The 14070-nt window shown below is 58.4% G+C and carries 12 protein-coding genes; 3 read left to right on the top strand and 9 right to left on the bottom strand.

Features of this window, described 5'->3' with window-relative positions:
* Positions 1-6: 6 nt before the first annotated feature.
* Positions 7-1383: a DUF3179 domain-containing (seleno)protein gene (locus AB4K19_RS01310; RefSeq protein ID WP_375230171.1), complete on the bottom strand. Its 1377-nt coding sequence runs from the start codon at positions 1381-1383 to the stop codon at positions 7-9.
* A gap of 268 nt (positions 1384-1651) precedes the next feature.
* Here AB4K19_RS01310 and AB4K19_RS01305 point away from each other — a divergent pair, with 268 nt between their 5' ends.
* Both AB4K19_RS01305 and AB4K19_RS01300 read left to right on the top strand, forming a co-directional pair.
* Complete coding sequence (locus AB4K19_RS01305; protein ID WP_375230170.1) at positions 1652-2209, top strand: TetR/AcrR family transcriptional regulator; 558 nt, start codon at positions 1652-1654, stop codon at positions 2207-2209.
* Positions 2206-3042 carry a sterol desaturase family protein gene (locus tag AB4K19_RS01300; RefSeq protein WP_375230169.1) on the top strand — a complete coding sequence of 279 codons (837 nt, stop codon included), beginning with the start codon at positions 2206-2208 and terminating at the stop codon, positions 3040-3042. The genes AB4K19_RS01305 and AB4K19_RS01300 overlap by 4 nt, the downstream gene beginning before the upstream one ends.
* 33 nt (positions 3043-3075) lie before the next feature.
* Here AB4K19_RS01300 and AB4K19_RS01295 read toward each other — a convergent pair whose 3' ends face one another.
* The 8 genes from AB4K19_RS01295 to AB4K19_RS01260 all read right to left on the bottom strand — a co-directional run bounded on the left by AB4K19_RS01295 (position 3076) and on the right by AB4K19_RS01260 (position 11767).
* Entirely contained in the window at positions 3076-4560 is a 1485-nt protein-coding gene (locus AB4K19_RS01295; RefSeq protein ID WP_375230168.1) for a sulfatase-like hydrolase/transferase, read from the bottom strand.
* Positions 4561-4666: 106 nt separating this feature from the next.
* On the bottom strand, positions 4667-6037 hold the full coding sequence (locus AB4K19_RS01290; protein WP_436398773.1) for an FGGY-family carbohydrate kinase: 1371 nt from the start codon (positions 6035-6037) through the stop codon (positions 4667-4669).
* Positions 6034-6348 (bottom strand): L-rhamnose mutarotase, encoded by a 315-nt coding sequence (gene rhaM, locus AB4K19_RS01285; protein ID WP_375230166.1) that lies wholly within the window; start codon positions 6346-6348, stop codon positions 6034-6036. The genes AB4K19_RS01290 and rhaM overlap by 4 nt, the downstream gene beginning before the upstream one ends.
* A gap of 1 nt (position 6349) precedes the next feature.
* Positions 6350-7333, bottom strand: coding sequence for an ABC transporter permease (locus tag AB4K19_RS01280; protein WP_375230165.1), 984 nt, complete (start codon positions 7331-7333; stop codon positions 6350-6352).
* Positions 7330-8313 (bottom strand): ABC transporter permease, encoded by a 984-nt coding sequence (locus AB4K19_RS01275; protein WP_375230164.1) that lies wholly within the window; start codon positions 8311-8313, stop codon positions 7330-7332. Before AB4K19_RS01275 ends, AB4K19_RS01280 begins: the two co-directional genes overlap by 4 nt.
* Complete coding sequence (locus tag AB4K19_RS01270) at positions 8313-9851, bottom strand: sugar ABC transporter ATP-binding protein (RefSeq protein WP_375230163.1); 1539 nt, start codon at positions 9849-9851, stop codon at positions 8313-8315. The genes AB4K19_RS01275 and AB4K19_RS01270 overlap by 1 nt, the downstream gene beginning before the upstream one ends.
* Before the next feature lie 75 nt (positions 9852-9926).
* A complete protein-coding gene (rhaS, locus tag AB4K19_RS01265; RefSeq protein WP_375230162.1) occupies positions 9927-10928 on the bottom strand; it encodes a rhamnose ABC transporter substrate-binding protein in 1002 nt (333 codons plus the stop codon).
* A 38-nt stretch (positions 10929-10966) separates the two neighbouring features.
* Positions 10967-11767, bottom strand: a complete 801-nt coding sequence (locus AB4K19_RS01260; protein ID WP_375230161.1) for a DeoR/GlpR family DNA-binding transcription regulator — start codon at positions 11765-11767, stop codon at positions 10967-10969.
* A 188-nt stretch (positions 11768-11955) separates the two neighbouring features.
* On the opposite strand from AB4K19_RS01260, the gene AB4K19_RS01255 reads away from it, so the two are divergent.
* The gene (locus tag AB4K19_RS01255; RefSeq protein WP_375230160.1) at positions 11956-14058 is read left to right on the top strand and encodes a bifunctional rhamnulose-1-phosphate aldolase/short-chain dehydrogenase; all 2103 of its coding nucleotides are present in this window, start codon (positions 11956-11958) and stop codon (positions 14056-14058) included.
* Positions 14059-14070: the final 12 nt, after the last annotated feature.

The following is a 14070-nucleotide window of genomic DNA, read 5'->3' as shown; positions in this document are numbered from 1 at the left end:
TGCGGGTCAGGGTTTCCAGAGCGCTGTTTTCTCATAAAACTGTGACCATGCGAACCAGAAGGCCTGATGGCTTCCGAGATCAGAACCATCGCGGTCCACGGCACGGATGCCACCTGCATCAAGTTCCAGCCTCACGTTTTCAAAACTGACATCAGCCCCTTCGCGCAGCGCAAGCATCGCAGTACTTCGCCGGAATGCAACAGGTGTGCCGGAGGCCGTTACCACACCAATAATGTCTTCCTGCACCGGCAGACGCGGATCAACATCGCCAATGGGGAAAATGGGACCGTTTGCGTCCCGCCCTTCACGGAAATTGAAGTTTCTGCCCAGCGCATACCTCTCCAGCAGGACAGTTGTTTCCGGGTGCTGCTTTTTCCAGGTGCCCCAGTCGGTGGTGACAACAGTAGCCTGTTTCAGCACGATACCCCGGTCAGCGAGAGGACCTGTCACAGCCTTCCCGAGGAAAGTGTCGAACACCGAATACGTGCGCAGATCAAACATCACTTTGTTTGAGCGGCTCAGCAGACCGGAGGTCCGCAGGACCGGCCGCTTGACCCCAACCGGCATCTCATCCGTGAAATAGGCCTGAGCCGCACCACAGAGCGTACAATAGGGAATACCCAGATCACGTCCGCCAAGGGTGTCATTCACCATCTCACGAACCTCCATGATCTGACGCGGATAGGCACGGTATTCGCCATTGATCCCGATACCAAAAACGATGTCATCGTCCTTCAGCCACGTCGCATCTTCGGCAGAGCTCGTCAGCGGATTGTCAGCTGCCGGAATACAGTTGCACGGGATCTCGGTCCGGTCATAAGGGCGGTTGTCGATGGGCACGCCGCCCCAAGAGACCAGCCGCCAGTCAATCTCACCTTCGATGAAGATCCGCTCCCACCCCGGCACGAAATTGGTGAAAATCGCACGTTTGGTATCCAGGTATCCCGGATACGCAGGAATGTCCCACGCGATCAGATAATCCGTCAGCTCGCCCCAGCGGTGCGGTGTTTCGAGCGTGACCCCAAGCAGTTCGGACGCCGTTTCGGCCAGAGCATCATCAAAAGACTGGCGCCAGGTGAAACGCATCATATCCGTCACAATCCAGGCGAGGCGCGGATCCCCCGATGCCTTTATCTCCTCCAGCGCGATGTTCTGATCACGCCCCCAGGCTGAGCTTTCGAGGCTGTCGACGAACACCGTTCGCACGGCACGTGTCAGATCATCCGACAATGCCCCGGATGGGATCGAAGCTGGTGGGTGACCGAATTCTTCTGTGACATAGTTTGGCAAGGTTTCCTGCCCCTGAGCCGAGGCTGGCACCGCTGCCAGCAGTGACAGAACAGCGAACCCAGCTGCGATTGCGGTACGGGAGAGAGACTTCATGGCAGGTTTTCCTTTGACCATCAGAAGGGCACCGGGAGGTGAACGACGTTTGCCAAAGGGTAATGCACGCGCGCAAACCGCTCCAATCACGAAACCATAAAGTGTCGTGAAGTCGGCAACCGGGATCATTGCTTTGGGCCGGCAATTCCGTGCGCTGAGCGGCACATCGGCATCGGAACCCGGTGCCAAACAGCATCTGCCGGTACAATTTTCCCAGTTTACCGTCTCAGGTCATTGATTTCTGTCTCAAATGAGACATATATGCCTCATGCCCACGATCCGCCCCGATACCCGCGATGCCATTATTGAAGCCGCCTTCAGCGTTTACGCACAAAACCAGGCAGCGACGCTTGGTGATGTTGCCGCACGCGCGGGCGTGGGGCGGGCCACTCTGCACCGTCATTTTTCCGGACGCCCGGACCTTATGCGGGCACTCGCCCAAATTGCGCTGACCGAGCTGGAAGAGGCCGTAGAGGAAGCGGTCAAAGGCGCTGAGACCTATGCGGAAGGGTTTCGGCTGTCGCTCTATGCAATCGTCCCGCTCGCCAACCGTCAGTGGTTCCTTGCCAATGAAGGGCTGGAGGCTGACCCGGAAGTTGCTGCAGCTTATGAAGCCGGACGGGACGAGCTGCGGCAGGATGTGGAAGCCGCAAAGAAGGAAGGTGCGTTCGATGCCGCAGTCCCCACTGAATGGATCGTCGAAGCCTATGAAAACCTGATCTACGCCGCCTGGTCCGTAGTCCGGTCCGGCGATGCCACCCCGAAACAGGCAGCCGAACTTGCCTGGCGTACATTCACAAACGGAATAAAGGGAAGCGCGACATGAGCATTGAAGTGCTGACAACCCAGATCGACGAGATCTTCTTTCTGATCGGCGCGGCCATCCTGCTCATTGAGATCGCCGAGATGCTGTTCAAGGGCACGATGAAAACCAGAACGCTTGGCGAAATGCTGGTCAGCGCCTCGACCCAGATCCCTTATCTGGTGATCGAAACCTTCATCCTGACGGGCGCTTACAGTATTTTCTGGATTATCGCACAGCTCCTGCCGTGGTCCATTCCGACCACCTGGTGGAGCATGGTTCTGATCGTTATCCTCGCGGATATTACCTATTACTGGGAGCACCGTATCGCTCACGAGGTGCCCATCCTGTGGACCCAGCACGCGGTGCATCATTCATCCCGCGACATGAATATCATCACCGGCATCCGCTTCGGGCCTCTTGAAGGCGTCTGGTCGCTGGTCGCGCATCTGCCGCTGGCCCTGATGGGCTTCACGCCTGAACTGATAATCTTCGGGGTCATCAGTGTGCTGGCCTATCAGACCTGGCTGCATACGGAACTGATCGGCAAACTTGGTCCGCTCGAAAAGGTGCTGAACACCCCGTCACACCACAGGGTCCATCATGGCAGCGATGACAAGTATCTGGACAAAAACTACGGCGGCATACTGATTGTCTGGGACCGGCTGTGGGGAACCTTTCAGGTCGAAGAGGAAACCCCGCGCTATGGGCTCAAACGCGACTTTGACACGCGCAACCCGTTGAAAGTCTGGTTCTCTGAATGGCCTGCACTGATCCGCGATCTGCGCACTGCCGGTTCCCCGGGAAACGCGCTGCGGGTGCTGTTTAGGTCACCGGGCCGGGCACCCAAAGACTGACGGCCAGGGTCCGCTCCGTCGGGCGGGAGGCTGCTACAGCGCGGACCCGGTGCGACCGCTGTCCTCCTGCTCTTCTGGCGTGGGCGTATGACTGAACCGGAACGCTGTAAGGCAGGCTTCTTCACCGCCCAGGGCCTCAATGCGACGGCGCTGATCTTCAAAACACTGCGCATTTACCACCTCCGGATCGCAGAGACTGCGAAGCCGCCGTTCTCCTTCGGCAAGGGCCGCCAATACGTCCGGCCCCCGGCGTGCAACGGCTGCAAGATCAGTCAGTTCATCCGGGTCATCCTGCAGATTAAAGAGCTGCGGCTCATGCCCGACATAGTGTACATACTTCCAGCGTTGCCAGCGCACCATGAAAGTGCCCGTGGTTGATCCGCCGTCGTGATATTCGCTCAGAATTGTACGGTCTGCATCGTCGGGATCCGACGCAAGCTGCAGAAGCGACACACCGGGAAGGTCCGCAGATTGCACGTCGTGCGGCACACCGGTTGCATCCAACGCGGTCGCTGCCAGATCCAGAAGCGACGCGCCGGTGGTTACCCGGCGCCCCGCTGAGACGCCCGGGCCTGCAATGATCATCGGCACACCGGCAGACTGCTCGTACATCACCTGCTTGGTCCAGAAACCCTGATCCCCCAGCATGTCCCCATGGTCGGAAACATAGACCACCACTGTGTTCTCCTGTTGCCCACTCCCGGACAGCGCTGACAGAATACGGCCAACACAGTTATCCATAAAGCTCGTCAGGCCGTAGTAGGCAGCTCTGGCTTCACGCATTCGCTGCTCGTCAAAATAGCGGTCATAGTCAAAGAATGCCGCAATGTTCTTCAGTTCGCTGTGGTCTGGCCGGGACCGGGTGCCATACCCGACAGGCAGGTCGATCTTCGCCGGGTCGTACAGGTCCAGGTATTCTTCGGGGCAGACCAGCGGGTAATGCGGGCTGACCAGTGACACAAAGGCGCCCCAGGGGTCCTGAGCACCCGCCCTGCTGTGCAGCCAGGCTTCTGCCGCCCCGGTGATTTCACGGTCGTAGTCGGTATATGAACTGCGGCCCGCGCCAACATCTGCTGCCAGCTCAGATGCCGCGTCATAAGCAGGCGGCGCGTCCCGCAGAAGACCGACGGGCCATCCTACTCCACCGACAACATGCATCGGCAGAATTTCCTGTGAAAACCCATTGTCATCATCCGTCGAGCGGAAATGAAGCTTGCCAATGGACACAGTTTCAACCCCGCTGTCCCGCAGGTGGTGCATCCAGCTGCGCCTTTGGCCATCATAGGAAGACGCGCTGTCCCAATGGCGGATCCTGTAGACATAGTCGCCGGTGGCGATGGCGGCGCGTGCAGGCACGCACATGGGCGACGGGGTATAAGCGTTTGAAAAAAGCGCGCCACGGGCAGCCAATGCATCCAGATGTGGGGTCCGGATGATCGGGTGACCGGCGCATCCCATCGCGTCTTTGCGGTGCTCGTCGGACATGATGATCAGTATGTTCGATGCATCGCGGCTCATCCTGTCCTCCCGTGGTCACGTCCCGCTAGGAAAGGCTAAGTGCATTTCCGCACGGCCCCCAGCGAAATCTGTCGGGCGTTCCTGGATGAATGGCCCTATGCCACGGTTAAGTGTCGCGAACGCATTGCTGCCATCGGGCGGCATAGGCCCTGTGCTTTTCGGTTCCGCGGACCGGCGGTGGCAGCGCGCCCTGATGCCGCTGCCCCGGTGCGGCCAGCAGGGCGGCACCCTGGCTGGTTCCGGTAGCTCCCGTCATCGGAAACACCCCGCTTCCTGCAGCTGCTGCGAGCATTTCAAGATAGCAACGGTTTCGTGCGAACGGTCCCTCGACAAGGACCGGGCCGCGGTGGCCGACAAGACCCAGGCAATGCGCGGTGACGAGTGCCAGATAAAACCCTGTGGCTGCACTTCTCCGGCCGGATCCCTGCTCTGGTTCTCCCCCCGACCAGCCGGATCTGCCTCCCTGGAAAGGTCCCGTATCCGCGACAACCGGCGGCAGAAACATAGTACCCGCGTCCAGCACCGCCGCACTGTCAGCCGCATCTGCCTCAACTGCTGCGCCGTTCATCAGCAGATCATGCTCCCGCCCACCCATGAAACGCGCAGATGGCACAGGATCGCCATAGGCGTTCACGTTGATCAGCGTGTCACATACCGGGTCCGGCGTGACCGGCAGGCCGCCAATGGCCATCGCAATCACCCAGGTGCCGGAAGACACTACACTGAACGGAGCCTCACGGTTCATGAGATGAGGCAGTAGCGATGCATTGGAGTCGTGAATACCACAGTAAACCGGGGTGTCAGCAGCAAGACCGGTGCGCTTCGCCACATCCGGCAGGACCAGACCCAGAACATCACCGGGGCGGCGCACCGTTGCCAGTTTTTCGACGATCCCCAGCGTCGCGTTCAGTGCCGAGGGCTGCCCGGCATGCGGGTTCCACAGATCCGTATGGCAGCCCAGGGATGTCACGTCGGTGGCCGCAACACCTGTCAGGCGATACCCCCAGTATTGCGGGTAGGTCACGACATGGCGCACCTGACGCAGCAGGCCCGGATTGGTTTGGAACTGCCAGAAAAGCTGCGCGCCGAGGTTCAGCCCCATCGACAGGCGGGGCGATCCGGTTTCCGAAAAAGGCGGCCGCACTGCATCGTATTCGGTGGCAAGGCTGTCAGGGCCGTCATGTTCATAGTCAAGAACCGGCGCCGCGAGTTGACCATCGTGTCCGACCAAAGCAGCACATGCGCCATGCGTTGTCACGGAAATGGCGCTGATGCCAAAATCCCGGTGAAAATCCGAGAGCGCATCCAGCAGAAACGTCCAGTGCCCGTCTACATCGAAATGAGGCCACGGAGGACCCTGCAGCACGGTGTTGGGCCGCGTGACCACCGCCAGTTCGGTCAGTGTGTCAGCATCAACGACTGCGAGCTTTGCATTCGTTTTGCCAATATCAATGACCGCGATGCAGGATCCGGTCATGGCATATGAAAAACCGGTGTGAGCGGAACAGCCACCGGTTCGTTGTCAGCCTGCGTCTCCATAATATCTGCCATGTGAGCCCACCAGCGCTGCATGATGTCGTGCTCCGGCAGGGCATCCATCCGGTGATCGTCCGTGCGCCAGAGCACGCCAAACAGGATGTTTGTTTCCTCATCCAGATGGATGGAATAGTCCGAAATCCCGGCATCCTTGAGCAGCCGGATCAGCTCTGGCCAGATTTCATCATGACGTTTTCTGTATTCGTCGAGGCACCCGGGATTGAGGTGCATTCTGAACGCGTATTTCTGCATTTCACCCTCTCAGCCTGTCCCAGAGCCGCGGCAGTGCGATGACCGAAATCAGCAGCGCGCCGATCACAATCGACATGACAATGCCCGGCACGTTGAGCAGACCAAGACCGAACGTCACCATGCCCATAACGAACGCCGCGATCACAACACCGGGGATGGACCCTGCCCCGCCCAGAATGCTGACGCCACCGAGGACAACCATGGTGACGATCTCCAGCTCCCAGCCGAATGCAATGGATGGCCGCGTTGAGCCCAGCCTCGAGGTCAGACAGACCGCCGCAATACCGGACATCAGACCCGTGAGCAAAAACAGGATGAACTTCACGCGGGCAACTCGGATGCCGGAAAACAGGGCGCCGGTTGCGTTATTGCCCACCGCATAAACTGCCCGCCCAAAATTGGTTTTATGCAGCAGCACTGCATAGATCGCAGCGAGAACGGCAAAGAGCACGAATTCGAAAGATATCACCCAGAAGACGTAGCCCTGACCAAAGAATGCAAAGTCCGGCGGGTATCCACGATAGGCCTGATCACCCAGCACAATATAGCTGATCCCGCGAAAGAGGCTCATCGTGCCGATGGTGACCACGATGGACGGCAGTCCCATCACCGTGACCAGAAAGCCGTTAAACGCACCACACAGGATACCAACAGCGAGCCCGATCAGCACCAGACCCGGCGTGTCCACACCGAACTGAACGGCGGCCCCCATGGCGGTGGACGCAAGTGCGATAATGGATGCGACAGACAGGTCAATCTCGCCCGCGATGATCAGCAGCGCCATCGCAAAAGCGATCATCGCTTTTTCAGTGAAATTGAAGGTTGCGTCAGACAGGTTCCACGCATTCAGAAAATAAGGCGATGCGAAGCTGTTGGCGACAAAGATTGCGACAGCAACGCATATCAGCAGGCTCTCCCAGCTTTTGAGGTGCCGCTCAAAGGGAGAGCGGAGCCGGTCAGGGATCTGCCTCGGAGTGGTTGTCATGCTGATGGCTCCGTGGGTTTCAGGATGATCCGGCCCTTTTCGCGGCTGGCCTGTGCGTTCAGCGCCACTGCGATGATGATCGCCCCACCCGAAATTGCGAGCTGCCAGAAGGGCGAGATATCCACCACCGGCAGCGCGTTCTTGATGACGCCAAGAAAAAGCGCGCCCAGCATAGCACCGGCGACCGTACCGACACCGCCCATAATCGCGACACCGCCGATCACACAGGCGGCAACCACGTCAAGCTCAAAGCCACCGGCAAGATCGACATAGGCAACCGCGTAGCGAGAGACCCAGAGGTACCCCGTCAAGCCAGCAAGCGCGCCGGAAATCGTGAAAGCCCAGAACTGGCTTCGGCCCACATTTATTCCAGCATAGGTGGCCGCGTGCGGATTGCCGCCGGCAGCATAAAATGCACGCCCGAGCGTTGTGCGCGTCATAATAACCGAGAACAGGATGACCGCAGCGAGGGCGATCCAGCTCATAGTGGGCAGACCAAGAAATTCTGCCCGTGTGAAAGCCTTGAAGGGTTCGCTGATCTCGTGGCTGTTGACCCATTTGCCGTCTGAAATAACAAAAATGATCCCACGGAAAATAGTCATGGTGCCCAGCGTCACCACGATGGGCGGAATGGCGAGTTTCCATACCAGAAGACCATTGATCATGCCCAGAAAGGTTCCAAGCCCGATGGCAACAGCAATAATGACCGGTACCGGCAGGCCTGGTGCCGCCACATTGATCATGGCAACGACCATGCCGGTCAGTGCGAGATTGGCAGCGACACTGAGGTCGATGCATTTGGTCAGGATCACAATCATCTGCCCGATCGCCAGAAGGATCAGGGGAGACGTATCGTTGAAAACACGGGCCAGATTGGATGGAGCCGCAAATGCGGGAAACCGTGTGGAGATCAACACGAGCAGCAGGATGATCGCAGCGCACAGTAGGCTTTCGCGGGATGTCATCAGGCGTTTGAGCATCACACCTGCTTTCGGATACCGGCTGCATGCCGGACAAGAGTTTCCGGTGTCAGCTCTTCACCCGCAAGTTCCGCCGCGATGCGCCCCTCGCGCATCACAATAACGCGGTCAGACATGCCGAGAATTTCGGGGATTTCCGAGCTGACCATGATCACGGCAAGCCCCTGTGACGCCAGTTCCGCCATAAATTCGTGCACGGCAGCCTTTGAGCCGATATCGATACCTTTGGTTGGCTCATCGAGAATGATGACTTTGGGCTGCGTCGCCAGCCATTTGGCAATGACCACCTTCTGCTGGTTGCCCCCGGACAGATTACCCACGCTGGTGTCCAGAGATGCCGCGCGCAGATCGAGACGACTGATGTACTCCCGCGCAAGGGTGAACTCTTCGGCCAGGCGCAGAAAACCGTTGCGTGATGTCCTGCTCAGAGACGGCAATGTGACATTCTGAAAAATCGGGAGCGCCGTGATCGCTCCCTGCCGGCCACGATCCTCCGGCACATAGACGATACCGTTATTCACCGCATCAGCTGGCGATCTGACAGAAACAGGCGCGCCGTCAATCATTACATGTCCACTTGAAGGGCGCGTAATTCCAAAGAGCGACTGCATGAATTCCGACCGGCCCGCACCGACCAGACCGTAGAACCCCAGAATCTCGCCCCGGCGCAGTGAAAAACCGATGTCTGCGAACTCTGTCGGGTGCTTGTACCCGTCCACCCGCAGGACTTCTGCACCGATGTTGTGTTCCCGTTCCGGGAAAATCTGACTGACGTCCCGGCCGACCATCATGCGGACGAGGTCGGCCTCAGACACATCGCCGATGTCGCCGTCGCCCACGAGTTCACCATCCCGGAAGACGGTGAACTGATCCGCAATGCGGAAAATCTCATCAAACTTATGGCTGATAAACAGGATCGCTTTGCCTTGGGTTCTGAGGGTTTCGATAAGCTCGTAGAGTTCTTCGATTTCTTTCTGGCTCAGCGCGGCGGTCGGCTCATCCATAATGACAACACGCGCATCAATCGACAGCGCCCGCGCGATGGCCACGAGATGTTTGCTTGCGATCCCCAGATCTTTCAGGCGCGCAGCGGGATCAATATCAGCGCCTATGTCTGCCAGAATGCGCGCGGCTTCTGCTGACATACGGGCCGTGTCAATCAAACCGAACCGTCCGCGTGGCGCATGGCCCAGGAAAATATTCTCGGCCACAGACAATTCATCAAAAAGCACTGTTTCCTGATGGATGGCCGTGACGCCCGCCGCCCCGGCCGAATGCGCCGATGGAAAAGCTGTCGGGGCTCCATCCACCAGAATCTCACCGCCATCCGGTTGATAGATGCCGGTCAGGATTTTCACGACTGTCGACTTTCCGGCACCGTTTTCGCCAACAAGCGCGGTAACTTTTCCCGCAGAGAGGTTGAGCGACACGTCTGACAGAGCACGGACGCCAGGGAATGTCTTGGTAATGCCTTTCAGCGCCAGAACCGGCGCGGCACTGTGAGCAACGGGATCAGCCTGTTTCTGGTGTACCTGCATCAACATCGCCGTCCTGTAGCCTGCGAAGCGGGGGCCGGCACACTGTGCTGCTGTGCGCCGGGCCCGTCGGTCCGATCAGAAGATCGATTTGAACTGGTCGATGTTCGATGCGTCATAAACGAACGGATCGGCCATCGCGGCAGAGTTGGTATCGTCCAGTGTCACCGCCCCCATGCGCCCCATGGGTATTTCCGCTCCGGGTTCTGCCGTGGCAGCACCTGTAGCCAGCGCATGGGCGATCATTGCTGCCGAATAGCCCAGATCAATCGGGTTCCAGATGGCGAAAGACTGCGACGCGCCGCTTTCGATTGCGCCTGCCATTTCCGAGGGCAGACCAAGACCGGTAACATTGACCTCACCGATCTTGCCAGCGTCGGCAACCGCCTGCGCTGCCGCAACGATACCCACGGACGTCGGAGCGATGATGGCATCAAGATCCGGATAGGACTGCATCAGGCCCTGCGCTTCGCGGTAGGATTTATCCGCGAGGTCATCACCGTAAACTGTGGCAACAACGTCAATCCCGGAGTAATCGCCCATGACCTTGTTCATTTCATCAATCCAGATGTTCTGGTTTGTCGCTGTGGCCGACGCAGAAAGCACGGCTACCTCACCGCCCTCTGGCAGGTGATCGGCGGCCAGCTTGATGATCATATTGCCGATCAGCGCATTGGACGAGGGATTGAGATGCATCATCCGGCCTTCTTCGGAAACGCCAGAGTCCCAGCTGATTACCGTGATGCCACGCTGCATTGCGCGCTTGAGCGCCGGTGCAACCGCATCCGGGTCATTCGCGGAAATCGCAATGGCATCAACGCCCTGCGCGATCAGGGAATTTATCACCTCGATCTGCCCCTCGGCGGTCGTGTCTGTAGGACCGGTGTAAATGATCTCTACCCCGCCGAGCTCTTTGGCGGCTTCTTCAGCGCCTTCTGCAGCAGCTTCAAAAAAGCCGATGCCAAGCGCCTTGACCACGAGGGCAATGCGCATATCGTCCTGCGCCATCGCACTTGTCCCCATCAGGCCAGCGGCAAGGCTCATCCCCGCGACCAGCGCTCCGAAATTCCGACGTTTCATTTGTTTCCTCCTCTTATTCAGTTGTTGTTCCGGGCCGCTTACGACGCCGCCTCTTCCTGTCCGGCGCCGGACTGCGCCACGATCAGATTCACATCTGCCGCGTCCAGCATGGCGGCGGCTTTGTCCGAGATACCCTCGTCAGTGATCACCGTTGTGATCCGGTCCAGCGCGCAGAGAACAAGACTTGAGCGCTGCTCAAACTTGGTGCTGTCCACCAGCACAACGAGTTCATCAGCCTGGCCTATGAGTTTCTGTTCGGCCTGGATAAGCAGGGGATCCGCTTCCATAAGACCCAGCGGGCCGAGGCCCTGCGCGCCCATGAACATACGGCGCGCATAAAAGTTACGCGTAACGTCATTGTCGAAAGGCGACAGGATGATGTTCTGCTCCCGGTAGATCGCCCCGCCGGACAGCATGATCGTATTCTTGGAATGCTTCAGCAGATGCTCGGCGATCGGAAAGCTGTTGGTAAAAATCTGACACCGGCGCGACGCCAGCGGATGCACCATCTGGAAGGTAGTTGTCCCTCCGTTGATGATAATCGGGTCCCCGTCCGCGCACAACTCCACAGCCGCGCGCGCAATCGCCTGCTTTTCGGCAATACGCATGGTTTCGTTGACGGCAAAGGTACGCCCGGCGAGCCCCACGAACTGCGGCGGCGTGATGGCCTCAGCCCCACCCCGCACCCGGCGGAGCTGCTTGTTCATATGCAGCGTCGCGATGTCCCGGCGGATCGTTGCCTCAGAAACGCCCGTCAGATTGCACAGGTCAACGACCGTAACCACAGGCCTGTCCTCAACAGCTGACAGAATAATCCGATGACGTTCCTTTTCGTGCATATGCACCTCCCCTGATGCCTGAGCCTGCTCAGATTCGCGCAACCTGTCAATCAAAAATGATCATTTACAATCATTCTGCATCGCAGCATGACGTTTTATGATTGAAATTGATTGACATTCACCTGTGCGCCAATCAGGCTTGAAGCCATACGCAATCACGATGAAAACCGCTGGGCGGGGAGACACAGATGCTGAAAACCTTGGAAAAACAGCTTCTTGAAAATCGCTGGGATGAAGAAACCGCATCAGGAATGAGCGAGTCAGACCTGCTTTTGTACCGCTCCAACATTCTGGGCGCAGACAAAAGGGTGACAAACTACGGCGGCGGAAACACCTCAGCCAAAGTGCTCGAAACGGACCCGCTGACCGGCGAAGACACCGAAGTGCTCTGGGTCAAAGGGTCCGGCGGGGACATCGGCTCCATGAAACGCGATGGCTTTGCAACGCTCTACATGGATAAGCTGCACGCGCTCAAAAACCTGTATCGTGGCGTGGAATTTGAGGATGAAATGGTGGGCTACCTGCCCCACTGCACTTTTCGTCTCAATCCGCGCGCTGCCTCGATTGACACACCGTTGCATGCATATGTGCCGCGCCGGCATGTCGATCATGTGCATGCGGATGCAATTATTGCTATTGCGGCTTCCGCCAGTTCCAAAGCGCTGACACAGAAGATTTTTGGCAGCCGGATCGGCTGGCTTCCCTGGAAACGGCCTGGGTATGAGCTGGGCCTGTGGCTTGAAGAATTCTGCCGCAACAACCCCGAAGCGGACGGTGTCATCCTGGAAAGCCACGGGCTTTTCACATGGAGCGACACCGCCAAAGACTGTTACGACACCACGATTGAAGTGATCAACATTGCAACAGCCTGGCTGGCAGAACAGGCAGGTGACAAACCAGCATTCGGGGGTCAGCGTCACGAAAGCCTTCCCGCTGCAGAACGGCGCGCCGTTGCCGCACGTCTGATGCCTGCCATCCGCGGGTTCGTGAGTGGCAACCAGCATATGACCGGCCATTTCAACGACAGCGACCCTGTGCTCGAGTTCGTGAACTCAGAACAGCTTGAGCCGCTCGCGGCCCTCGGCACATCCTGTCCGGACCATTTCCTGCGCACCAAGATCCGCCCGCTGGTCATTGGCTTTGACCCTGCTGAGGGCGACACCGGCGCCGTCGTGGACGGCCTCGCTGATCAGGTCGCAGCCTATCGGGACGACTATGCAGCCTATTATGAACGCTGCAGACGGGAAAACAGCCCGGCGATGCGTGATCCCAATGCGGTTGTGTACCTTATCCCAGGCGTTGGAATGATCACCTTTGCAAAGGACAAGGCGACAGCGCGGATTTCCGGCGAGTTCTATGTGAACGCGATCAATGTGATGCGCGGCGCAACAGCTGTCAGCGAATACTGCGGATTGCCGGAACAGGAAGCCTTTGACATTGAATACTGGCTCCTTGAGGAAGCCAAGTTGCAGCGTATGCCGAAACCCAAATCGCTGGCCGGGCGCGTTGCACTGGTCACCGGCGGTGCAGGTGGCATCGGATCGGCGACAGCCCGCAGATACCTTGAGGAAGGCGCCTGCGTTATGCTCGCGGACATCAATGCAGACGCGCTGAACGCTGCACGTGACAGCCTGGCCCAGGCCTTTGGCCCTGATGTTGTACGTTCCGTGGAAATGAACGTTACCGATGAGCACGCGGTCATCGCGGCGATGGCAGAGACAGCCGTTGAATTCGGCGGCCTCGATATCCTTGTGTCAAACGCAGGCATTGCGACTTCGGCACCGGTTGAGGAGACCACGCTCGAACTCTGGAACCGGAATATGGACATCCTGAATACAGGTTATTTCCTGGTCAGCCGGGAAGCATTCCGCATGATGCGCGCGCAGGACATCGGCGGCTCTGTTGTCTTTGTGGCGTCCAAAAATGGCCTCGCGGCCTCACCGAATGCTTCCGCCTACTGCACCGCCAAGGCAGCCGAGATACATCTGGCGCGATGCCTGGCACTGGAGGGAGCAGAGGCCGGTATTCGTGTGAATGTGGTGAACCCTGACGCGGTCCTGCGCGGTTCGCGCATCTGGGAAGGCGAATGGCTTGAACAGCGGGCTGACACCTATGGCACAGACAAAGAGGGGCTGGAGGAAATGTACAGGCAACGGTCAATGCTCAAACGCTCTGTTTTCCCTGAAGACATCGCCGAAGCCTGTTATTTCTTTGCGGCCGATACATCTGCCAAGTCCACAGGCAACATTATCAATGTCGATTCCGGCAATGTTCAGGCCTTCACACGCTGAGCCGGTACAAAG

This window comes from Roseobacter phycocola, assembly GCF_042055075.2.
GTDB lineage: Bacteria > Pseudomonadota > Alphaproteobacteria > Rhodobacterales > Rhodobacteraceae > Roseobacter.
The sequence above is the reverse complement of the archived record's forward strand: the minus strand, read 5'-3'. Positions and strand labels throughout refer to the sequence as shown.

What these genes read in the sequence shown, in the direction of transcription:
- AB4K19_RS01310 (WP_375230171.1), bottom strand. Translation starts at nt 1,383, where the DNA reads ATGAAGTCTCTCTCCCGTACCGCAATCGCAGCTGGGTTCGCTGTTCTG.
- AB4K19_RS01305 (WP_375230170.1), top strand. Translation starts at nt 1,652, where the DNA reads ATGCCCACGATCCGCCCCGATACCCGCGATGCCATTATTGAAGCCGCC.
- AB4K19_RS01300 (WP_375230169.1), top strand. Translation starts at nt 2,206, where the DNA reads ATGAGCATTGAAGTGCTGACAACCCAGATCGACGAGATCTTCTTTCTG.
- AB4K19_RS01295 (WP_375230168.1), bottom strand. Translation starts at nt 4,560, where the DNA reads ATGAGCCGCGATGCATCGAACATACTGATCATCATGTCCGACGAGCAC.
- AB4K19_RS01290 (WP_436398773.1), bottom strand. Translation starts at nt 6,037, where the DNA reads ATGACCGGATCCTGCATCGCGGTCATTGATATTGGCAAAACGAATGCA.
- rhaM (WP_375230166.1), bottom strand. Translation starts at nt 6,348, where the DNA reads ATGCAGAAATACGCGTTCAGAATGCACCTCAATCCCGGGTGCCTCGAC.
- AB4K19_RS01280 (WP_375230165.1), bottom strand. Translation starts at nt 7,333, where the DNA reads ATGACAACCACTCCGAGGCAGATCCCTGACCGGCTCCGCTCTCCCTTT.
- AB4K19_RS01275 (WP_375230164.1), bottom strand. Translation starts at nt 8,313, where the DNA reads ATGCTCAAACGCCTGATGACATCCCGCGAAAGCCTACTGTGCGCTGCG.
- AB4K19_RS01270 (WP_375230163.1), bottom strand. Translation starts at nt 9,851, where the DNA reads ATGCAGGTACACCAGAAACAGGCTGATCCCGTTGCTCACAGTGCCGCG.
- rhaS (WP_375230162.1), bottom strand. Translation starts at nt 10,928, where the DNA reads ATGAAACGTCGGAATTTCGGAGCGCTGGTCGCGGGGATGAGCCTTGCC.
- AB4K19_RS01260 (WP_375230161.1), bottom strand. Translation starts at nt 11,767, where the DNA reads ATGCACGAAAAGGAACGTCATCGGATTATTCTGTCAGCTGTTGAGGAC.
- AB4K19_RS01255 (WP_375230160.1), top strand. Translation starts at nt 11,956, where the DNA reads ATGCTGAAAACCTTGGAAAAACAGCTTCTTGAAAATCGCTGGGATGAA.